The following is a 21,375-nucleotide window of genomic DNA, read 5'->3' on the forward strand; positions in this document are numbered from 1 at the left end:
ATGACCAAATTGACGCTGAAATTGAGAAACTAACCAGGTATGTTAGTTTCGGGCTTCCGATGCTCCTTAAGCCATTAGCTGATATAAAAAACCAGGATTCCAAGATAATTTCCTCAATTGAATTGGGAGTATATACTCCAATTTCTAAATATTTGTCGGATCGGGGGGTACCTAGGGAAACAGCCATCAAGGTTGGAGCACTTCATAAAAATAGCTTTACAGGCAAGGAGATGGAAAGCATTGATCTAGGTATCGTCCGAAAACAACTAAATTTTTGGGAACTCCAGCATATGGAGCACATTATTTAAGAAGCCCGCGTAGCCGCGATTAAATGTCGGTTGTCCGATAATTTCGCTGACATTGGCTCTACAACGCCTCCGGCCGATTGGAGACGATTGCAGCGTTGGTCGCCATTAAAAAAGAGATTCCCGAACACCAAACGATTTGTACGCAACGCCCGAGCAATTAACGCAAGGCTCTGAGCCTTGCGGGCAACGTTAAAAGTCTTGCGCGCAGGGCAAAAAGTGATTCTCGCAATACTAAAAGAGTTGCGCGCAACTCTCCGAGCAATAATTGCAAGGCTCCGAGCCTTGCGGGTAATGCTAAAAGCCTTGCGTGCAAGGCAAAAAGCAATTCCCGCAACACTAAAAGCGTTGCGCGCAACGCTCCGAGTATTAAACGCAAGGCAAAAAGCAATTCTCGCAAGACTAAAAGACTTGCGCGCAACTCTCCGAGCAACCAGCGCAAGGCTCAGAGACCTACCCGCAACGCGAGCAGAAAAACGTCGCGTTTACGGCCGACTTTCCGACACTCTCAACTAGAACCGCGGCCGTCCGGATTGATCCCCGCTGTCGAGATATTCAGCTTTGCACGCCAATGTGGTCTAATCAGCGCCCCATTCCATTTCCAAACGTTTCCGCAATGCCGCACGGCCGATTGTTCCGCACCGCCAGTCTATTGATCGTCGCTGTTTTGGCGGCTTGCGACCGGGCGCCCGAAGGCGCTGCCCAGTCCGGCGCGGTGGCGGAGCCGGTGCAAATCGTCGATTTCCAGGCACTGGGCCTGCGGGGTTTGCAAAGTTTCGACGTGCAGGCCGGCGGCGCGAAGGTGCATGCGGCGTTCATCGCCGGCGGCGCCGATCCTCACCAGCCGTATATCGGCTATCTACATTCGGAAGACGGCGGCCGGCATTGGTCGGCGCCGGTGGCGCTGGCCGGGCAATTCCAGCGGCCGGTGGAATCGAAAACCGGCAACGATATACAAGTGGCCGCCAGCGGCGACAACGTGGTGCTGGTCTGGCAAGTCAGCGGCGAGATTCCCGGCATGGGCCCGCTGTTCGTGGCGCGTTCGGCCGACGGCGGCCAAAGCTGGCAAGCGGGCGCTAACCCGACCGGCAGCGACATCGACCAATCCCACCACGATCTGGTGGCCGACGCGGCCGGCCGTTTTCATCTGGTCTGGCTGGACGACCGCGACGAAAACGGTTACCAGGGCGTGCGCTACGCCCGCTCCGACGACGCCGGCCTGCATTGGCAATTGGCACAAAGCGTTGACGACAGCAGTTGTTCGTGTTGCTGGAACCGGATCGCGGCGGCGCCGGACGGCAAGATCGACATTCTGTACCGCGACATGCAGCCGCGCGACATGGCCTTGGCGCAATCCGCCGACGCCGGCGCCAATTGGCAACGGACCGCCACGGTCGGCGCGTTCGGCTGGAAATTCGAGGGTTGTCCGCACAACGGCGGCGCACTGGCTTACGCCGGCGACGGCAGCCGCCACGCGTTGGTTTGGACCGGTGCCGACCAACAAGTTGGCTTGTATCATTTGCAGTCCGCCAACGGCGGCGCGGCTTGGAGCGCAGCGCATCGGCTGGGCGGCGACACCAGCCCGTTCCACGCCGATCTGGCCGCCGCTCCGGACCGGCTGGCGGCGATCTGGGACGCCATCGGTCCGCAAGGTTCCAGGGTATACTGGAGCGTTTCCACGGACAACGGCGCCGCTTGGACAGACAGTCAGGTGCTGTCATCGGCCGGCGCGTCGGCCGGTTTTCCCCGGCTGGCGGCGACCGACGCCGGCTGGCTGGCGATGTGGTACGAACAAATGCCCGGCCAGCCCAAGCAGTGGCGCGCCGCGCTGATCCATTAGTTTTAAGTCATACACGAGGTCATCATGCCCAAGTCGCGCATTACAACAATAATAAAATCCGGCCTGCTGGCGGCGGCGTTGCTCAGCCCGCTGTCGGCGTCGGCGCACGCCATTTTGGTCAAATCGCAGCCGGCCAAGGACGAGGAAGTCAAGGAAGCGCCCAAGCAAGTGGATTTGTGGTTTAACGACCCGGTACGTAGCGAGTATAAAGCAGTGGCGGTTATCGACAGCGCCGGCAAGCGGGTGGACAACCACGACGTCGAGCAAAGCCTGACCGACGGTTCGCACATTCACGCCACGGTCGCCAATTTGGCGCCGGGCAAGTACACCGTGCGTTACCGGGTGGTGTCGGAAGATACCCACATCGTCACCGGCAAATTCGAATTCACCGTCAAACCTTAATTCTCAGGCCCCACCATGACCCGCTTTTCTGCTTCGATCACCGCCTGCTTGCTGGCCGCGCTGCCGCTGTTGAGCGGCTGCGACAAACTCGGCTTCGGCGCCAAGCAATCCAACGCGTTGGGCAATCGCCCGGATCTGGATTGCATCATCGCCAACGATTTTTACGCGGTGCATTTCAGTGCCTATGTCCAGCCGGAAAAAACCGATAACCCCGCCGACGCCAAGGCCGCCTTCGTGCCGTTCTGCCAGCAAATTCCCCGGGCCGGCAAGATGTTTTTCACCGCCGATTTGATCGACCGCGACATTCGCAGCACGCCGATCGGCGTGAAGCTGGTCGAAGTCGAAAAAACCGGCCAGCCGGCGCCGGACGACATTCGCGAGTTGCGCACCGTCGCGGAATTCCCGGCCAAGTTGTATCCGCGCGGTGCGGTCGAAGCCCAGGCCAACGTCGACAAAACCGGCGACTACGTGCTGTACTTTTTAATCGGCGATGCGATCGAGGAAGACGATAAATTCCGGGTGCCGCTGGAAGTCGGCGTGGCACCGGCCGGCGCCCAGCCGCCGCTGGCTTTGATCGGCGGCGGCGCGGCCGGTTTGGTGTTGGCCGGGTTGGGCGCGTGGGTTTTATGGCGCAAACGCAAATCGCGCGCGGCGGCCGAAAGCCAGGAGAATTGACGCGATGCTGGAGCTAAGCTTTTCTGTGCGGCCGGCATGGCTGATTCGCACCCTGCTGGCCTGCTGGCTGTTGACGCAGTCCGCCTGGGTCGCCGCCCACCCGCCGGGATTGAGTTCGGTCGATGTGCTGGTCAAACCCGACGGCATCACGGCCAAGGTGACCTTCGCTCTACAGGACATCGAGGCGTTCTCGCCGATGGACAGCGACCTGGATGCCGAAGTCAGCGACGCCGAGCGCGAGGCGGCCAAGCCGGCCGTCGCCAAACTGCTGGCCGAGCAATTTCGGCTTCTGGACGGCAACACCGCGCTGACGCCGACCGAGCCGGGGCGGGTCGATTATGACGAGCAAAACAATGCCCACGTCGAGTTCCATTTCGGGCCGTTGAGCTCGAGCCGACTAACGCTGCAGTCCGCTTTTCTAGCTTCGCTGCCGGAAGGCCATCAGCAATACCTGACCGTCAAGGATGCCGCCGGTAAAACCTTGGCGGAAAAGATGCTGGGCAAGAACGACGCCAGCCTGAGCCTCGAATTGGCGGCCGGCACGGCGCAAGCTGGCGGCGGCGCTTGGCTGACGGCCTTCGCCGATTTTTTCAAGCTGGGCATCGAACACATTCTGACCGGTTACGACCATCTGCTGTTTTTGTTTGCGCTGCTGGCGGTCACCCACAACTTCTGGCCGGCGCTGAAAATCATCACCTTCTTCACGATCGCCCACTCGATTACGTTGGCGCTGGCCGGCTTGAATCTGGTCGAACTACCCAGCAGCTTCGTCGAACCCTTCATTGCCGCGACGATTATTTACGTCAGCGTCGAGAATCTGATTCGCGGCGACCACCCCAAGGGCCGCGAGTGGCTGACCTTCGGCTTCGGCCTGGTCCACGGCTTCGGTTTCGCGAGCGTGTTGCGGGAAATGGATATTTCCGCCGGCGACACCGGCATTCTGCTGCCGTTGTTGTCGTTCAACCTGGGCATCGAGACCGGTCAGATCGCGGTGGCGGCGATCGTGTTGCCGATCATCTGGTGGTTGAATAATCAGGTCGCGATCGCCGACAAATTTTTAAAGGGTTGTTCGGCGCTGGTGTGTTTGATGGGCGCTTACTGGCTGTTGGAGCGCACGGTTTTATAGCGGGAAACGGGATGGCTGCGCTTGGTGTCGCGGTTGACGGCCGGGCCGAATACGCCGCAAACTAGGCCCTCGCGCGCGGGTTCCCGCGGGCTTTAGCGTATCGGACAGGAGGTTAAGCCCAGTGATCAAGAAAATCGAGGTCGACGATTTGCGGCCGGGCATGTACGTCCACGATTTGAACCGCGATTGGTCCGAACACCCGTTTTTACGCAACCGGTTTTTGCTGGCTTCAGCGCGGGATGTCGAAAAAATCGCCGGCCTGGGCCTGCGCTACGTGTACATCGACACCGACAAGGGCGACGATCTGGCGCCGAGCGGCGACAGCGGCCAGTTCACACCGGCGCAAACCAGCGAAATCCATCGCAGCGCCGTTATCGAGCCAGTGATGGCAACGGTGCCGATAGCGGAAGAGCTGCGCCAGGCCCGCCACGTCTACCGCGAAGCCCACGCGATGGTGCATGACATTCTGCAAGATTGCCGGCTGGGCAAGCAGGTGGCGCTGGAGCAGGCCCGCCCGGTGGTTACCGCGATTACCGAGTCGATTTTCCGCAATCCCGATGCCCTGGTCAGCTTGCTGCGCTTAAAACGCGCCGATCAATACACGTTTCAACATTCGGTCGCGGTCGGCACCTTGTTAATCAGTTTTTGCCGGGCGCTGAACGTGGAGCGCGCCGAAATCGAATTGGCCGGCATGGGCGGTTTGTTGCACGACATCGGCAAGATGCGGGTTCCGCCGGAATTGCTGAACAAGGCCGGCAAACTAACCAGCGCCGAATTCGAAATCGTCAAGGGCCATGTCGCGACCGGCCGCGGCATTCTGGAAAGCACCTCGGGCATCTCGCCGCTATCGATTTGCGTTGCCGCCGAGCACCATGAGCGCTACGACGGTAGCGGCTATCCGCTGGGTCTGATCGGCGAGCAAATCAGCCGTTTCGGCCAGATGGCGGCCATCGTCGATGTTTACGACGCATTGACCTCGAACCGGGTCTACCACAACGGAACCGAACCGACCGCCGTGTTGAAAACCTTGCTGGAAGGCGGCGGCAGCCATTTCAATACCCGCTTGGTGCACCAATTCATCCGCACGGTCGGCATCTACCCGGTAGGCACGCTGGTCAAATTGGAAAGCGAGGAGTTGGCCGTGGTGGTCGAGCAGCACCACGAGGACTTGCTGCATCCCAAGGTCAGGACGATTTTCGATGCCAGACAGCGGCGTTTTATCAAACCGCGCGATTACGATCTGGCGAAGCCGAGTTGTAACCGGCGCATATTAAGTTTTGAAATGCCGGGCCGGTGGCGGATTGAACCGACGGCTTATTTGTCGCGCTAGCGGCGGAGAACGGGAAAAGGTGCGGAGCGAGCCGGCCTGTGAGGACACCGCCCGCCCCGCGTTTAGCGATTACGCGTCGTAGTTGGCGCTGGCGAATTCCCAGTTGACCAAGGCCCAGAATGCTTCCAGGTATTTAGGACGCAAGTTGCGGAAGTCGATGTAATAGGCGTGTTCCCAAACGTCGCAGGTCAGGATTGGAGTTTGACCGGCGGTCAGCGGGCAGCCGGCGTTGCTGGTGCTGACCAGTTCCAAGGTACCGTTGGCGTTTTTTACCAACCAAGCCCAGCCTGAACCGAAGGTGGTCACCGCGCATTTGGTGAACTCTTCCTTGAATTTGTCGAACGAGCCGAAGGTGCGGTCGATCGCGTTGGCCAAACCGCCGGTCGGCGCGCCGCCACCGTTCGGCGACAGGCTGTTCCAATAGAAGGTGTGATTCCAAATTTGGGCCGCATTGTTGAAGATGCCGCCGGAGGATTTTTTGACGATTTCTTCCAGCGTCAGACCTTCGAATTCGGTACCGGGTACCAGATTGTTCAAGTTGGTCACGTAGGTTTGGTGGTGTTTGCCGTAGTGATACTCGATGGTTTCCACGGAAATGTGCGGCGCCAAAGCGTCTTTTGCGTACGGTAATGCAGGTAATTCAAAAGCCATCTTCTTTCTCCAGAGTGATTGAACAGCAGCAACTTATTAGGTTCCGGGAGTGCCTTCGCCTAATTACCCAGCATTATAATAAAGAATTATCACAGATCACCATCTAATCGCAGGGGAATAGGCATGGCGCTTGAGATTGAGCATAAATTTTTGTTGTTGAACGACGACTGGCGCGGCGAAGTCGAGCGCTCGGTGTTTTACCGGCAGGGCTATTTAAGCGGTAGTCCGCTCAGTTCGGTACGGGTGCGGATTTCGGACACCCAGGCCTGGCTGAACATCAAAAGCGCGACGATAGGCAACCATCGCCACGAATTCGAATACGAAATTCCGCTGGCCGACGCCAATACGCTATTGGACGAACTGTGCCACAAGCCCCTGGTCGAGAAAACCCGGCATTTCGTGACGCGCGGCCCGCACTTGTGGGAAATCGACGAATTCACCGGCGACAACCAGGGGTTGGTCGTTGCCGAAATCGAGTTGTCGCAAATCGGCGAATCTTTTGAAAAGCCGGCCTGGCTAGGCCTGGAAGTCACCGACGATTTGCGCTATTACAACAACAATTTGTCGCAAAAACCGTTCAAGGATTGGGATAAATAACAATAATTTATCCGGAACATTGAAATGGTTGCTGAAATGCACTATAGTCGATGTATGATTAAAGCTACTCTTGTTGTTTTTTTGATACTTTTCGCTTCCGCCGCTGCGGCCTCGGAGCTTGCGACGGTGCTTGCCAGCCTGGAAAACAACTGGGCCAGCGCGTATTACCAGCATGACGAAGACCGTCAAAAACAGGAATATCCGTTGTTGCTGTCGCAAGCCGCGGAATTGGCAGCGCGCTATCCCAATGCCGCCGAGCCCAAAATTTGGCAAGCCACGATCATGGTCACCAACGCGGCATTTCAGCCCTCGTTGACCGCGCTATCCGCGCTGGATTCCGCCAAGGCACTGCTGGAAGAAGCGATCCGCTTAAACCCCAACGCGCTGGACGGCGCCGCTTATGTCACGCTTGGCACCTTGTATTACATGGTACCCGGCTGGCCGGTATCGTTCGGCGACAACCAAAAAGCCGAGCAAATGCTGAAAACCAGTCTGCGCATCAACCCAAACGGCATCGATGCCAACTATTTTTACGCCGATTATTTGCTCGATCAGGACCGTACCGCCGAGGCCGTGGCCTTTCTGCAAAAAGCCATTCAGGCACCGCTGCGCAAGCAAGCCTCGCTGGCCGACCTGAGACTGCGCGACGCCGCCAAACTGGCTCTGGCCCAAGCCGAGCAAGGCCGGCAAGCCGGCGGCAAAACCAAATATCAATCGCTGTTTGCCGACGCCAACGATCAAACCCACTAATTCCGGCGGCATGCGGAGCCGGAGCAGGTAGAATGGGCTAAGTTTTCCAGAAGCACGCAGCGGCCATCATGATAATCACCCGTTCCCGGCTGGCGGCAGTCCTCGTGCTGCTGCTTCCCCACCTGGTCGCCGCCGACCCGCAACCGGAAAACGTCGTCCTGCAACTCAAGTGGTTCCATCAGTTCCAATTCGCCGGCTACTACGCGGCGGTGGAACAGGGTTACTACGCCGAGGAGGGTTTGCAGGTCGAAGTTCGCGAGCGCTCGCCAAACCAGGATTACATCCGGCAAGTCGTGGACGGCGCGGCCGATTACGGCATCGGCGACTCCGGCATTGTTGCCGACTACGCCAACGGCAAACCCATCGTCGCGCTGGCCGCGATCTTTCAGCACGACGCACTGGTGCTGTTCAGCAAACAAGCATCCGGCATCATCAGTCCTTACGAGATGGCCGGCAAGCGCATCATGTACGACGTGGTCGGCGAAAACAACGCGCCGGTGCGGGCGCTACTGTCGGAAGCCAATCTCAACGAGAGCCATTACGTCAAAGTCCCGGAAAGCTTCGACGACGCGGATTTGATCCATGACCGGGTCGACGTGATGTCCGGCTATATCACCGACCGCCCCTACACCCTGCAAAAGGCCGGCATCAGCTTCAATATCATCAATCCGCAAAACTACGGCATCGATTTCTACGGCGATCTGCTATTCACCAGCCAAACCGAATTGGCGCGCCACCCCGGCCGGGCCGAACGCTTTCGGCGCGCCAGCCTGAAAGGTTGGCAGTACGCGTTGGAACATCCCGACGAAGTCATCCGACTGATCCGCGCCAAATACCGTAACGACCTGAGCGAAGCGCAACTACGCTTCGAAGCCACCGAAACCCGCAAGTTGATCCTGCCGGATAAGATCCCACTCGGCCGGATCGAAACCGGCCGGCTGCGCCGCGTCGCCGAAATCTACGCCAGCCTGAATCTGGCCAAACCGCTGAACGATGCCCAATTGGATGGCTTTGTATACGGCGGCGTCAACCAAACCAATGAACTGCAACTGTCGGCCGAAGAACGTGAATGGCTGCGGACCCATCGCCAAATCCGGCTGGGGATAGATCCCAGCTTTGCCCCCTACGAATCGATAGACGCTCAAGGTCAATATGTCGGCATCGCGCCGGATTACCTTCAATTGTTGAGCCGCCTGCTGAATGTCGAATTCATACCGGTCCGCGACAAAACCTGGCACGAGACCCTGGAAATGGCGCAACGCGGCGAATTGGATATGATGGCCGCCGCGGTCAGAACGCACGAACGCGAGCAGTACCTGAATTTTACCCAACCCTATATTTCGACGCCGACCGTCATCATCGCGCCGGAAAGCAGCGGCTACATCGGCTCGTTGCAGATGTTGGCCGGTCAACGCGTCGCTGTCGAAAAAGGCTATTTCGTCCAGGAACTGCTCCGCCGCGACCACCCAAGACTGCAACAAATGGAAGCCGCGTCGGTCGGCGAAGCGCTGAATCTGGTGGCGGAAGGGAAGGCCGACGTTTATATCGGCGATGCCGCTTCGGCCAGCCACGCCCTTAGCCGCGCCGGATTGCTGAATTTGCGTATCGCTGGTCAGGCCGGTTATCAGAGCGAAAGCCGAATGGCGGTCGGCAAGGCCCACCCGGAATTGCTGTCGGCGCTGGAAAAAGCCTTGGCCACCATCAGTCGCGCCGAACACGACGCCATCGTCAATCGCTGGCTGGGCTTGAAAATCGAGCAAGGCGTCCGCCGGGAAACCCTGTTCAAATGGGGATTGCTGGCCATTCTGACCTTTGCCCTGGTCGGTTATTGGCTGTATCGGCTAAATCGCGAAGTCAGGGCCCGCAAACGTAGCGAAGCCGAATTGGCGCTGCTCTACACCAATATGTCGCTGGGATTCGCGCTGCACCAAGTAATCCGGGATACCGCCAACAAGATAGTCGACTACCGTTATCTGGACATCAACCCGGCCTTCGAACGCATGACCGGTATCGCCCGGCGCGAATGGCTGAACAAAACCGTCAGGCAATTGCTGCCGGACACCCACTGCCCGTGGATCGCCAGCTTCGACGATCTGGAAACCAGTGGCGAGCCCCGCCATTTCGAAAACCACGTCGAGGAAATCGGCCGTTGGTACGCGATCGACAGTTACAAGGCCGACACCGACCGTTTCGTGGTGCTGGTCCAGGACATCACCGAGCGCAAGCAAACCGAACTGGCGCTCAAGCAGAGCGAGGAACGCTTCCGGATGAGCCAGATTTACGGCGGCGTCGGCATTTGGGAAGCCGAGTTGTTGACCGGCCGGCAGTTTTGGTCCGAGATCGTCACCGGCAGCCTGGGCTTTCCGAAAACCGCTCAGCACAGTTGGGGCGATTTCCTGGCGGCGGTGCACGTCGAGGACCGGCCGGCGGTGCTGGCCGCGACCCGCGCCCACCTGGAAACCGGCGCCAAATACGATGTGGAGTACCGGATCGTCGACGCCGAAGGCCAAAAGCGCTGGATGCGTTCGGTCGGCCAGGCCGAACGCGACAGCGAGGGCAAACCGCTCAGGATGCGCGGCATCGTCCACGACATCAGCGAACGCAAGGCGGCCGAGGAAAAACTTCGGCTGTGGGCGCGGGTGTTTTCCGACGCCCACGAGGGCATCGTCATTACCGATACCGACGCCAATATTATCGATGTCAACGCCGCTTTCTCGGCGATCACCGGTTACGACCGCACCGAAGTGCTCGGCCTCAACCCGCGGATGCTGAAGTCGGACAAACAGCCCGACGAGTTTTTTGCGGAGATGTGGCAGGCATTGACCGACAACGGCCATTGGCAGGGCGAAATCTGGAACCGGCGCAAAAACGGCGAATATTACGCCGAATTGCTGACGATTTCGGCGCTACGCGACAATGCCGGCAAAATCGTCCATTACATAGGCCTATTTTCCGACATTACCGATAGCAAGCGCCAACAACAAGCATTGGAAGTATTGGCCCACTACGATGTGCTGACCCAGTTGCCCAACCGGACGCTGTTCGGCGACCGCTTCACTCAGGCCATCGCTCACAGCAAGCGCTCCGAAACCTTGCTCGCGGTATGTTACTTGGATCTGGACGGCTTCAAGCAGGTTAATGACAGCTACGGTCACGAGGCCGGCGACCAATTGCTGGTACAAGTCGCCAAGCGCATCCGTCAGAATCTGCGGGAGGGCGACACCGTTTGCCGGCTGGGCGGTGACGAATTCGCGCTGCTGTTCGAAAATCTGCAATCGGTACCGCAATGCGAAGAGACCTTAAAACGCATCCATCACGCCGTCGCCGAACCGTTCGAGTTGGCGACCGGGCCGGTCCGGATCGCCGCCAGCAGCGGCGTGACCATTTATCCGCTCGACCGCGAAGAGCCCGACATTCTGTTGCGCCACGCCGATCACGCGATGTACCAGGCCAAACTGGCCGGCCGCAACTGCTACCGTCTCTACGACGAACTCGCCGAGTTGCCGGAACTGAAGGCGGCGCCGCCAAACCGATTGGCACTGGCGCTACGGGAAATCGGCACGGCGCTCGAACATGGCCAGTTCCGCCTGTATTACCAACCCAAGGTCAATCTGGCTAACGGCGAAGTGGTCGGCGCCGAGGCGCTAATCCGCTGGCAACATCCGGAACGGGGCTTGCTCGCGCCGGCCGAATTTTTGCCGATTGTCGAAGGCCATCCGCTGGAAATCGACATTAGCAACTGGGTAATACGGAGCGCCTTCGCCGAGTTGCAGCGCTGGCAAGACGCCGGACTCAAGCTGCAGATCAGCGTCAACGTCTCGCCGCGCCATTTGCAATGGCCGCAATTCGTGCCGGCGCTGGAACAATTGCTGGCGGCCCATCCGGGTATTTCGTCGCGGCAGTTGGAGCTGGAAGTGTTGGAAAGTAGCGTGCTGGACGACCTGATCTCGGTCGGCGAAGTCTTGAAGCAGTGCTATCACGAACTGGGCATACCCTGCGTGCTGGACGACTTCGGCACCGGCTATTCGTCGCTGACCCATTTGCGGCACTTGACCATCGGCGCGGTCAAGATCGACCAAAGCTTTGTGCGCGGCATGATCGACGATCCCGACGACTTGTCGATTGTCGAAAGCGTGATCGCCTTGGCCAGAGCCTTCAAACGCGAAGTGGTGGCCGAGGGCGTCGAAGACATCGAGCACGGTGTGTTTCTGGTCCATCTCGGCTGCCATTTAGCCCAAGGTTTTGGCATTGCCCGACCGATGCCGGCCGCGGCACTGGCCGACTGGGTCGGCAATTACCGCAATTTCCCGGCCTGGACCGCTAGCGCGCGCAACCCGCTGCCCACCGGCCGCGTTCAGTTGTCGTTATTGAAGTTGCAACAACAATATTGGTTGCGGCGTCTGGAAGCCTATTTGCGGGCGCCGGCCGACAACGGCGGCTATTGGCCGACGTTGATCCAGAAAAAATCGCACATGAACAAATGGCTGGAACGTCTGGAACTGGAAACCAGCGCCGACCGCCGCCTGCTGGGCAAACTGGCGCAGGCCCAGGCCCGGCAAACCTTGTTGGCCGAACAAGTCCTGCGGGAGCACCAACAGGGACGAGCCGCGCTGACCGGCGAGACCTACCAACGCTTGTTGAACGCCAACCTGGATGTGATCCAACTCCTGGAACAGTTGGAGCTTTACAGCTAGCGGACTCCGTCGAACGCGCGCAATGCCTCGGCCAGCTTGGCGAAATCGAAATGTTCGGCCAGACAATCGGCCAGACTGTCGATGCCCGCCTCGCGCCGCGCCGCCAAATCCACCGCGCCGCCGCCGGTGTGGCCGGCCCAGGCCAGCAGCGCGTCGGCGGCTTCCGGCAAATCGAACAAGCCGTGCAAGTAGGTGCCGGCCACCTGCCCGTCGGCCGACACCGCGCCGTCCGGACCGGCCGCCAGTTCCAACAGCGGCCGCGCCAATCCCGCTCCCCGGCTGACGCCCATATGAATTTCGTAGCCGGCCACCGCCGTTTCGCCGCCCTCCAACCGGCCGCGAGTTTGCCGCAGACATTTGTCCGGCGCCAGTTCGGTCTCGATGTCCAACAGGCCCAGGCCGGCCACGCTGCCCGGCTCGGCCTCGATGCCGCGCGGGTCGTGTATCGCCCGGCCCAGCATTTGAAAGCCGCCGCAAATACCCAGCAACTTGCCGCCGTAACGCAAATGGCGTTGGATGAAGGTGTCCCAGCCCATCTCGCGCAAGCGCGCCAGGTCGCGGCGCACCGATTTGCTGCCCGGCAGCACCACGAAATCGGCGCCGACTATCCGATCGGGCGCTTTGGCGAAATCGACCCTAACGCCCGGATGCAATTGCAAGGGATCGAAATCGGTATGATTGCTGAAGCTGGGCAGATGCGGGACGACAATCTCGAACGGCCGAGCGCCATCGTTGCGGGAATGCCGGCAGGACAAGGCATCCTCGGCTTCCAGAAACAAATCGGATAAATAGGGGAGTACCGCCAACACCGGCTTGCCGGTTTCGGCTTCCAGCCAGTCCAGACCGGGTTGCAACAAACCGATGTCGCCGCGAAAACGGTTGATTACGAAGCCGATCACCCGCCGTCGTTCGCTGTCGCTCAACAAGGCCAAGGTACCGACGAGGTGGGCGAACACCCCGCCGCGATCGATGTCGGCGATTAATATCACCGGGCAATCGACCGCCTCGGCAAAGCCCATGTTGGCAATATCGCCGGCCCGCAAATTGATTTCGGCCGGACTGCCGGCGCCTTCGACGATCACGGACTGATATTGGTCGGTCAAGCGCCGCCAGGAGGCCAACACCGCTTGCAGCGCAACCGTTTTGTAATCGTGGTATTGGGTGGCGGTCTGATTGGCCAGTACCCGGCCGTGAATAATGACTTGAGCGCCGGTGTCGGAATGAGGCTTCAGCAGCACCGGATTCATATCGCTATGCGGCGGCAAGCCGCACGCGGCGGCTTGCACCGCCTGGGCGCGGCCGATTTCGCCGCCGTCCGCCGTCACGGCGCTGTTCAAAGCCATGTTTTGCGGTTTGAACGGCGCCACCGCCACGCCCAGGCGCCGGTAATAGCGGCACAACGCCGTCACCAGCGTGCTCTTGCCGGCATCGGAAGTGGTGCCTTGCACCATCAAGGCTTTAGGGATCATCTGGCCAAGCGTTTTCCGAGACCAGCGCCGCCAGCGGTCGCGGCGACGCCCAGTTTTCCAGTTCCAACATCGGCTTGGGGTAAAACGCGGCGACATGGCCCAGACATAAAATCGCGATCGGCTTGGCGCCGGCCGGCATGTTCAGCAAGGCCGCCAACGCCGCCGGGTCGAACAGCGACACCCAGCCCATGCCCAAGCCTTCGGCGCGCGCCGCCAGCCATAGGTTTTGTATCGCGCAGGCCGCCGACGCCAGATCCATTTCCGGCAAGGTGCGCCGGCCGAAGATATGTCGCTCGCGCCGATCCGGCAAAGCCACGACCAGCAGTTCGCCGCATTCGAGGATGCCCTCCACCTTCAGGCGCATGAATTCGTCGCCGCGCTCGGCCAACGCCTCGGCGGTGGCGATGCGTTCTTGTTCGACCAAGGCGTGTATGCGCTGCCGCAACCGCGGATCGGTGATGCGAATAAAGCGCCAGGGCTGCATCAGGCCGACGCTGCCGGCTTGATGCGCGGCTTGCAGCAAGCGGGCCAGTAAGGCGGGATCGACCGGATCGGGCAGAAAATGGCGCATGTCGCGGCGTTCGGCGATGACCCGGTAAACGCCGGCAATTTCGGCCGGACTGAACGCCGTGGCTGCGCCGGTTTCGCTGATCGGCGCGGGGCGATTCACAAGGCCACCGCCAGCAATACCGCCGTTTCGACCAACTCGACGGCGGCGCCGTAAACGTCGCCGGTCACGCCGCCCAGGCGGGCCAGCGCCGCGCGCCGCAGCCACCACAGCACCCCGCAGGCCGCGAGCAGCGGCGGCCAGCCCGCCAGGCCCAGCGCCAGCAGCAACGCCGCACCGATGCTCCAGCGCATCGCCCGGAAATCGGCATTTGCCAGCCAGCTTGCCGCTAACCCGGCGGGGCTGACGTAGTCAGCGGTCAGCATTAACAGCAAAATCGCCGTACGGCCCAGCAACGGCGCGGTCCAGAGCGGCGTCGGCTCCTGCTGCTCCAACAGAGCGGTCAGCGCCGCCCATTTCAGCAGCAGGATTAACACCAGCAAGCTTACCGCCACCGGCCCGGCGGCGGGATCCTTCATGATCCGCAAACTGCGTTCGCGCTCGCCGTGGCCGCCGACCCAGGCATCCGCGCAATCCGCCAGACCGTCCAAATGCAGCGCGCCGGTTGCCAGCACCCAGGCCGTCAACAAGATGCCCGCCAGCAAGTAGGCCGGCGCTCCGGCCAACGCGGTCGCCAATCCGCTCAGCAAGCCGCCCAGCAGCAAACCGACCAACGGATAGTAGAGCAAGGATCGGCCGGCCGCCGGCCCGTCGAACTCGACCGCCGGGACCGGAAACCGGGTCAGAAATTGCCAGGCCAGCCAGAACGCTCGCACGTTTATTTCAGGTGCCTGCCCTTGGCGTCTTTGTAAATGTGCCCGGTCAGGATCAGTACGCCTTCGATGAAGCCCCACATCACGCCGTAGCCGCCGGTCCCCAGCGTCACCAGGATCTGCACGATAGCTATCGTGTAATAGCCCAAATAGATTCGGTGCAGGCCGACCGCGCCCAGCGAGATACCCAATAAACCGGCCAGTATCCGACTCTTGACCGGCTGGGATTCCATCAGATAGGCACCGACCAGACTGACTTCGGTGACTTTGTCGTCCTCGAAATCGAAATCCACGTCGTCGCCGGAGCTGGGCGGCGCTTCGGATTGCCATTGGTCGATATGGAACTCGTAGAATTGATCTTTGGCTTTGATAACGCCGGTTTGGCATTCGGCGTCGTAACTCTCTATGTGTCCTAGCATGTCGTTAATCCGGTTCTCGCCGCCTCGAATGCGCCGGATTGCGCGTTCGGGCGGGGTTTATTCTTATTAAACAGGTCGGAGCCCGACCCGGTAAGCGAAAAAGCCGGAGCAGCCTTGGCGTTTTCGGGCGCTCATGATACGGGAAACGCCGCCCCGCCGCCACGGCCGGCGCGCCGACGGCATCAAGCGCTGCTGACGCCGGCCTGGGCGAAAGTCGCCATTTCGTTGTGCAAGCGGCAAGCCATTTGCAGCGCCGGCACCGCCAACAGCGCTCCGCTGGCTTCGCCCAGCCGCAGATCCAGCGTCAGTAACGGCCTGGCTTGCAGCGCTTCCAACACCAAAGCGTGCCCTTTTTCGGCCGAGCGGTGGCCGAAGAAAAACCAATCGGCGCAGCCCGGACTTAGCGCGGTGGCCAGCAAGGCCGCAACCCCGCAAATGAAACCGTCGATAACGACCGGCAGACCCTGCTGGGCCGCGGCCAGATAAGCCCCGGTCAGCGCGGCGATTTCGAAACCGCCCAGGTTTTGCAACATTGCCGACGGCGAGTTCAACGCCTCGCGATGAAAGGCCAAGGCCTGTTCGATGACCGCCGCTTTTTGATCGATCCGCTCAAGGTTCAAGCCGGTACCGGCACCGGTTAAATCGGCGGCCGGCAAATCCAGCCAGGCAGCGGCCAAGGCACTGGCGCTGGCGGTGTTGGCGATGCCCATTTCACCGCCGACGAACAATTCGGCACCGGCGGCCAGTGCCCGCGCCACGGCCGCGCGACCGGCGGCCAAAGCGACGGCCAGTTGTTGGCCATTCATGGCCGGCGCCGTCAAAAAGCTGGCCGTACCGGGACCCGCGCGGCAATCGATGACGCCGGGCGCGTCCACCGGCGCCACCAGACCGACATCGACGACTTCGAACTCAGCGCCGAGCGCGCGGGCCAATACATTGACCGCCGCGCCGCCGGCCGCGAAATTCTTGACCATCTCCTGGGTGACTACTTGCGGGAAGGCCGACACGCCCGCCCCGGCGATGCCGTGATCGGCGGCGAACACACTGACCCAGACCCGTTCGACGCTGGGCCGTTCCCGGCGTTGCAAGGCCGCCAGCCGCGCGGCGCAGTCTTCCAAAACGCCCAGCGAGCCGGGGGGTTTGGTCAGTTGCGTCTGGCGGGCAACGGCCGCGTCGAAAAATTGCGAATCCGGCCGTGCCGGCGCCTGCAAAATCCAATCCATGCTCAAGCCGATTTCAGAACCAGCGGCAAACCGGCCGTCACCAACGTTACCCGGTCGCAGATTTGCGCCAGGCGTTGGTGCAAAAAACCGGCCTCGTCCACGAACCGGCGGGTACCGGGATCGGCGGCGACCACACCGCTACCGACTTCGTTACTGACCATCACCACCCGCCGCCGCGCAGACTTCAAGGTCTCGCACAGCGCGTCGCGGTGACGGTAATAGTGATCGGCCCGCAAATTACCGTGGCGATCGAACAAGGCATTGCTGAGCCACAAGGTCAGGCAATCGACCAGAATGCAACAATCGTCGGCGGCCGACCGTATCGTACCGGCCAGATCCAGCGGTTCCTCGACGGTGACCCAAGCGGCGGGACGATCCAGGCGATGGCGGGCGATGCGTTCGCGCATCTCGGCGTCGCCGGCTTCGGCGGTCGCCAGGTAGACCACCGGCAAGCCCGATTCGGCGGCCCGGGTTTCGGCGTAGCGGCTCTTGCCGGAACGCGCGCCGCCCAGCACCAGTTCAATCATCGGCCAGCCTGACCGCCAACACGTCGCATTTGGCGTGGTGCAGCACGCCGTTGGCGGTGGAGCCGAGCAGCAGGGCCAAGCCATGCCGGCCGTGCGAGCCGACCACGATCAAGTCGGCCTGGTTTTCCTCGGCAATCCGGACGATTTCCATTTTCGGGCTACCCATTTCCAGGTATTGGCTTTCGACCGGCACCCGCAATTCCTCGCCGAGTTTAATCAAGCGCTGTTTGCAGGCGTCCATCAGTTCCTGGGTTAATTCGACATCGAACGGGATGATCGCGTCGGCGGCCGGATCGGAAATCGGCAAATTGTCGACGACATGCACCAAACTGAGTTTGGCGTTGTTTTGCTCGGCAATCTGGCTGGCCTTGTGGACGACTTGGTCGTTGGCCTCGAAAAAATCGACCGCCAGCAATATATGTTGATAAATGGCCATGGTTCTCTCTTATTCTGCGGTGGGAAGTTCGGGAAACAGCAGCGACATCGCTTGCGATGAAATCAGTATATACAAAAGCGCCAGCGCCAACCCGAACGGCAGCGGCTTGTCCAGCGCGTGGCGATAAATGTTGCCGTTGATCAGCCAATGCCAGGCCATCAGCAGCAACATCGCGATATAGGCCAGTTGGTTGGCCTGGGTCTCCAAACTGGCCATCGCCGGAATCGCGAAGAAGGTGATCATCGCGTCGCAGCCCAGCAACGCCGTCAGGGTTTGCGGAAAGCGGTTCGGGTTGCCGGAAAAATACAACAGCGGGTAAGTAAAGCCAACGATCAGCGCGGTTTGTACCAACAATTGCAGCAGAGCGTCGGCAAAGCTGGCGCCGATCAGCAAAATCAACAGATTGATCAGCACATACGGCAAAAACGCCAGCCGTGCCAGCCAGCGCGACGCCGGCACGTCTTGCGGCCCCTTGCGCAACATGCAGATTTCGAAAAACAACAGCACTAGTTGGTACATGATGGCTCCGCTGAAATGAAAGGGTGCCGGCTTGCGCCGGCTTGGCAAGCTAAACTGCCGGGACATCGGCCGTCTGTCAAATCGGCGTCCGACCATGGACGGCCGCGCGACTCGCTTATTCGGCCTGCGCCAGATTTTCCTCGGCCGTCAGCCAATCCAGTTCGGCCTGTTCCAGCGCGCTATCGACATTCGCCTTGTCGGCCAACAACTGTTTGAGCCGTTCCTTGTTGTCGTCGCTGTAGATAGCCGGATCGGCCAGTTGTTCCTCCAGCTCGCGTTGCCGTTGGTGAAACTTCTCCACCGCCGCTTCGGCTTTCTTGACCGCGTCCAGCAAGGGTTTCAAACGCTGGCGGCGTTCGGCGTCCTGCTTGCGCTGATCCTTGCGGGACACGCCGCCGGCCGCCTCCGCCGCGCCGGCCGGTTCGTCGCCGGCCTTTTTTTGCTCGGCCAGCCATTGCTTGTAGTCGTCCAGATCGCCGTCGAAGGGCTGGACCTGGCCGCCGGCCACCAGCAGCAAGGTATCGGTCACCGACCGCAGCAAATGCCGATCGTGCGACACCACCAGCAACGCGCCTTCGTATTCCTGCAAGGCCACGCTCAAGGCGTGGCGCATCTCCAGGTCCAAATGGTTGGTCGGCTCGTCGAGCAGCAGCAGATTCGGATTTTGGTAGACCAACATCGCCAGTACCAGCCGGGCTTTTTCGCCGCCGGAGAAGGGTTCCACCGGGTCGTTGACTTTGTCGCCGCGAAAATCGAAACCGCCCAGAAAATTGCGCAAGTCCTTCTCGGTGGCTTGCTTGTCCAGCTGTTGCAAATGCCACAGCGGGCTTTCGTCCAATCTCAGCAATTCCAGTTGATGCTGGGCGAAATAGCCGATGTTCAAATCCTGGGCGTTGCGCAACTTACCGTTCAAGGCCGGCATTTGTCCGGACAGCACCTTGATCAGACTGGACTTGCCGGCACCGTTCGGCCCCAGCAAGCCGATACGGTCGCCGGGGGTGATGGTCAGACTGGCGTTTTTGACCACGACCTTATCGCCGTAACCGATGTCCGCCTGTTCCAGTTGCAGCAACGGGTTCGGCATTTTTTTCGGCGCTGGAAAACTGAAGCCGAACGGCGAATCGACGTGGGCCTGGGCGATCAACTCCATGCGTTCCAGGGCCTTGATCCGGCTCTGGGCTTGGCGGGCCTTGGTGGCCTTGGCCTTGAAGCGGTCGACGAAGCTTTGCATATGGGCGATTTCGCGCTGCTGCTTTTCGTAGGCCGATTGTTGCTGGGCCAATTTCTCGGCGCGCATGCGTTCGAACGCCGAATAGTTGCCGGTGTAGATTTCGGCCTTGTTTTGTTCGATGTGAACGATGTGGTCGGTAATGGTGTCGAGAAAGTCGCGGTCGTGCGAGATCAACAGCAAGGTGCCGGGATATTTGACCAGCCAGTCCTGCAAATACATCACCGCATCCAGGTCCAGGTGGTTGGTCGGCTCGTCGAGCAGCAACACGTCGGAGCGGCACATCAGGGCTTGGGCCAGATTCAAACGCATGCGCCAGCCGCCGGAAAACGAAGCGACCGGCCGGCCTTCCTGTTCGGTGGTAAATCCCAGACCGTTCAACAAGCGCGAGGCCCGCGCCTGGGCGGTGTAACCGCCGACGTGATCCAAGGCCGCGTGCAGCTCGGCCAGTTTGATGCCGTCGTGAGCGGCCTCGGCCGCCGCCAGTTGTTGTTGCAACTGGCGCAGTTCGCGGTCGCCGTCCAACACGTAGTCGATCGCCGAGCTGGGCAGCGCCGGCGTTTCCTGGGCCACGTGAGCGATCTCCAGATTCGGCGGCATCGAAAACTCGCCCTCGTCGGCGTGAAGTTCGTTGCGCAACAGCGCGAACAAGCTGGATTTGCCGGCGCCGTTGGCACCGGTCAGGCCGATCTTTTGGCCTTTGTGAATCGTGAACGACGCGCCGCTAAACAATAAGCGGTTGCCGCGGCGGATCGCGATGTTTTTGAAATTGAGCATGATGGTGGCGAGAGCAGTCGGCCTGGCCCCATGCCAAACCTGGGCGGGGATTTTAGCGCGGGACGGTGGTCAGAGTGTGGGCGATTTTTGGGTTGGCCGCCCAGCCGAGGAAATGCCGGGGAGACGCTGCATGTTCAAGGCCCGGTGCGAAGCGGCGCTGGGAAACCGGCGGATGGCGCGATCAGCCGGCTAAACGGCAGTCCCGCCCGTCGTGTTCGGAACGGTAGATGGCCGCCGGCGGTCGGCGCAAACAAGGTCTGCGCTTATGGCCGGCCTGGCGGACGCACTCGTAGCCGCGTTGGCGATAGCAGCAGGCGCAGCGGTTCAAGCGCCGCAGATAGCGCCGATAGGCGCGATCCGTCGCCTGCTCGAAACGCTGCAGACTATCGCCGGCTTGCGCGCACGGAACCCAGGCTTGCCATACCGCCAGTCTGGCATAAAGACGGCGGGCTTGATCGATCAGCAAATCGTTATCCATGGGGCCTCCCAAACCAGCAGACGCGGAATTGGCTACGGCGCGCGGCAGGCGTCCGAATCGCCGAAGACTCGGTCGGCAGCCGTTGCCAACCGTCATTCGCGCGCATTGAACCCCAACGCCAGGCCCAACGTTTTGATCTCGATCAAGCGAACTCGCCGCCACCGTGCGCGGGGCCGGCCGAGCAAGGCGGCTTAACGTTTAAACTTTCCCGCTGATTCGCGGTCGCAGGGTCTCAACTCAACGGGAGATAGACCATGTCATTTAGCCAAGATTTCGATCATTTGCTGGAAAAACTCAATGCGGAGCGGGAAGCCTTGCAACTGAAACTGCATCTGGCCTCCATGGATGCCAAGGACGAATTCGCCGATGCCGAGCAACTTTGGCAACAATTCAAGACCAAGGCCGCCGAGATCGCCGACGAGTCGATAGAAACCTCCGAAGACTACATCGCCAAGGCGCAAGTGGTCGGAGAGGAATTGAAGGCGGCGTATCAGCGCATCAGCCAGCGCTTATCCGAATAAAGTCCGAAGCCGGTGCTTGCCCGGCAAG

At 60.5% G+C, this 21,375-nt stretch carries 22 protein-coding genes; 10 read left to right on the forward strand and 12 right to left on the reverse strand.

Translation table 11 applies throughout. The annotated features are described in order from the left end of the window. Positions 1-308: hypothetical protein (locus AC3B8H_RS03370; protein WP_488440208.1), on the forward strand; the 308-nt coding region annotated here is incomplete at its 5' end. 157 nt (positions 309-465) lie between these two features. On the opposite strand, the gene AC3B8H_RS03375 is transcribed toward AC3B8H_RS03370, so the two are convergent. Beyond that, entirely contained in the window at positions 466-747 is a 282-nt protein-coding gene (locus tag AC3B8H_RS03375; protein WP_488440209.1) for a hypothetical protein, read from the reverse strand. A gap of 174 nt (positions 748-921) precedes the next feature. On the opposite strand from AC3B8H_RS03375, the gene AC3B8H_RS03380 reads away from it, so the two are divergent. The 5 genes from AC3B8H_RS03380 (at position 922) to AC3B8H_RS03400 (ending at position 5,678) form a co-directional block, all read left to right on the forward strand. Then, positions 922-2,145 (forward strand): sialidase family protein, encoded by a 1,224-nt coding sequence (locus AC3B8H_RS03380; protein ID WP_488440210.1) that lies wholly within the window; start codon positions 922-924, stop codon positions 2,143-2,145. Between the two features lie 24 nt (positions 2,146-2,169). Continuing rightward, the gene (locus AC3B8H_RS03385; protein ID WP_488440211.1) at positions 2,170-2,547 is read left to right on the forward strand and encodes a copper resistance CopC family protein; all 378 of its coding nucleotides are present in this window, start codon (positions 2,170-2,172) and stop codon (positions 2,545-2,547) included. Positions 2,548-2,562: 15 nt separating this feature from the next. Beyond that, positions 2,563-3,222, forward strand: coding sequence for an LPXTG cell wall anchor domain-containing protein (locus AC3B8H_RS03390; protein ID WP_488440212.1), 660 nt, complete (start codon positions 2,563-2,565; stop codon positions 3,220-3,222). Positions 3,223-3,226: 4 nt separating this feature from the next. Next, complete coding sequence (locus tag AC3B8H_RS03395) at positions 3,227-4,348, forward strand: HupE/UreJ family protein (RefSeq protein WP_488440213.1); 1,122 nt, start codon at positions 3,227-3,229, stop codon at positions 4,346-4,348. A 121-nt stretch (positions 4,349-4,469) separates the two neighbouring features. After that, positions 4,470-5,678: an HD-GYP domain-containing protein gene (locus AC3B8H_RS03400; protein WP_488440214.1), complete on the forward strand. Its 1,209-nt coding sequence runs from the start codon at positions 4,470-4,472 to the stop codon at positions 5,676-5,678. Positions 5,679-5,747: 69 nt separating this feature from the next. Here AC3B8H_RS03400 and sodB read toward each other — a convergent pair whose 3' ends face one another. Continuing rightward, a complete protein-coding gene (gene sodB / locus AC3B8H_RS03405; RefSeq protein ID WP_488440215.1) occupies positions 5,748-6,329 on the reverse strand; it encodes a superoxide dismutase [Fe] in 582 nt (193 codons plus the stop codon). 123 nt (positions 6,330-6,452) lie between these two features. On the opposite strand from sodB, the gene AC3B8H_RS03410 reads away from it, so the two are divergent. From AC3B8H_RS03410 to AC3B8H_RS03420, 3 genes are all read left to right on the forward strand, one after another. Continuing rightward, on the forward strand, positions 6,453-6,926 hold the full coding sequence (locus tag AC3B8H_RS03410; protein WP_488440216.1) for a CYTH domain-containing protein: 474 nt from the start codon (positions 6,453-6,455) through the stop codon (positions 6,924-6,926). A 126-nt stretch (positions 6,927-7,052) separates the two neighbouring features. Beyond that, complete coding sequence (locus AC3B8H_RS03415) at positions 7,053-7,676, forward strand: tetratricopeptide repeat protein (RefSeq protein ID WP_488440217.1); 624 nt, start codon at positions 7,053-7,055, stop codon at positions 7,674-7,676. A 68-nt stretch (positions 7,677-7,744) separates the two neighbouring features. Further along, positions 7,745-12,370 (forward strand): EAL domain-containing protein, encoded by a 4,626-nt coding sequence (locus AC3B8H_RS03420; RefSeq protein ID WP_488440218.1) that lies wholly within the window; start codon positions 7,745-7,747, stop codon positions 12,368-12,370. On the opposite strand, the gene AC3B8H_RS03425 is transcribed toward AC3B8H_RS03420, so the two are convergent. From AC3B8H_RS03425 to AC3B8H_RS03470, 10 genes are all read right to left on the reverse strand, one after another. Continuing rightward, the gene (locus tag AC3B8H_RS03425) at positions 12,367-13,839 is read right to left on the reverse strand and encodes a cobyric acid synthase (protein WP_488440219.1); all 1,473 of its coding nucleotides are present in this window, start codon (positions 13,837-13,839) and stop codon (positions 12,367-12,369) included. The genes AC3B8H_RS03420 and AC3B8H_RS03425 overlap by 4 nt on opposite strands. Continuing rightward, entirely contained in the window at positions 13,829-14,509 is a 681-nt protein-coding gene (bluB, locus tag AC3B8H_RS03430) for a 5,6-dimethylbenzimidazole synthase (protein ID WP_488440220.1), read from the reverse strand. The genes AC3B8H_RS03425 and bluB overlap by 11 nt, the downstream gene beginning before the upstream one ends. Further along, positions 14,506-15,222 carry an adenosylcobinamide-GDP ribazoletransferase gene (locus AC3B8H_RS03435; RefSeq protein ID WP_488440221.1) on the reverse strand — a complete coding sequence of 239 codons (717 nt, stop codon included), beginning with the start codon at positions 15,220-15,222 and terminating at the stop codon, positions 14,506-14,508. The genes bluB and AC3B8H_RS03435 overlap by 4 nt, the downstream gene beginning before the upstream one ends. Positions 15,223-15,224: 2 nt before the next feature. Then, positions 15,225-15,638, reverse strand: coding sequence for a TM2 domain-containing protein (locus tag AC3B8H_RS03440; protein WP_488440222.1), 414 nt, complete (start codon positions 15,636-15,638; stop codon positions 15,225-15,227). A 182-nt stretch (positions 15,639-15,820) separates the two neighbouring features. Continuing rightward, on the reverse strand, positions 15,821-16,861 hold the full coding sequence (cobT, locus tag AC3B8H_RS03445) for a nicotinate-nucleotide--dimethylbenzimidazole phosphoribosyltransferase (RefSeq protein WP_488440223.1): 1,041 nt from the start codon (positions 16,859-16,861) through the stop codon (positions 15,821-15,823). Between the two features lie 2 nt (positions 16,862-16,863). After that, positions 16,864-17,388 (reverse strand): bifunctional adenosylcobinamide kinase/adenosylcobinamide-phosphate guanylyltransferase, encoded by a 525-nt coding sequence (gene cobU / locus AC3B8H_RS03450; protein ID WP_488440224.1) that lies wholly within the window; start codon positions 17,386-17,388, stop codon positions 16,864-16,866. Beyond that, positions 17,381-17,824: a universal stress protein gene (locus AC3B8H_RS03455; protein ID WP_488440225.1), complete on the reverse strand. Its 444-nt coding sequence runs from the start codon at positions 17,822-17,824 to the stop codon at positions 17,381-17,383. Before AC3B8H_RS03455 ends, cobU begins: the two co-directional genes overlap by 8 nt. A gap of 9 nt (positions 17,825-17,833) precedes the next feature. Beyond that, positions 17,834-18,343, reverse strand: a complete 510-nt coding sequence (locus tag AC3B8H_RS03460; RefSeq protein WP_488440226.1) for a hypothetical protein — start codon at positions 18,341-18,343, stop codon at positions 17,834-17,836. 115 nt (positions 18,344-18,458) lie between these two features. After that, a complete protein-coding gene (locus AC3B8H_RS03465; RefSeq protein ID WP_488440227.1) occupies positions 18,459-20,348 on the reverse strand; it encodes an ATP-binding cassette domain-containing protein in 1,890 nt (629 codons plus the stop codon). Positions 20,349-20,529: 181 nt separating this feature from the next. Continuing rightward, the gene (locus tag AC3B8H_RS03470) at positions 20,530-20,826 is read right to left on the reverse strand and encodes a hypothetical protein (RefSeq protein WP_488440228.1); all 297 of its coding nucleotides are present in this window, start codon (positions 20,824-20,826) and stop codon (positions 20,530-20,532) included. Positions 20,827-21,080: 254 nt separating this feature from the next. Between AC3B8H_RS03470 and AC3B8H_RS03475 the strand changes: the two genes are divergently transcribed. Continuing rightward, the gene (locus tag AC3B8H_RS03475) at positions 21,081-21,347 is read left to right on the forward strand and encodes a hypothetical protein (RefSeq protein WP_488440229.1); all 267 of its coding nucleotides are present in this window, start codon (positions 21,081-21,083) and stop codon (positions 21,345-21,347) included. The last annotated feature ends 28 nt before the right edge of the window (positions 21,348-21,375 follow it).

Source organism: Methylomonas sp. BG-2 (assembly GCF_057766305.1).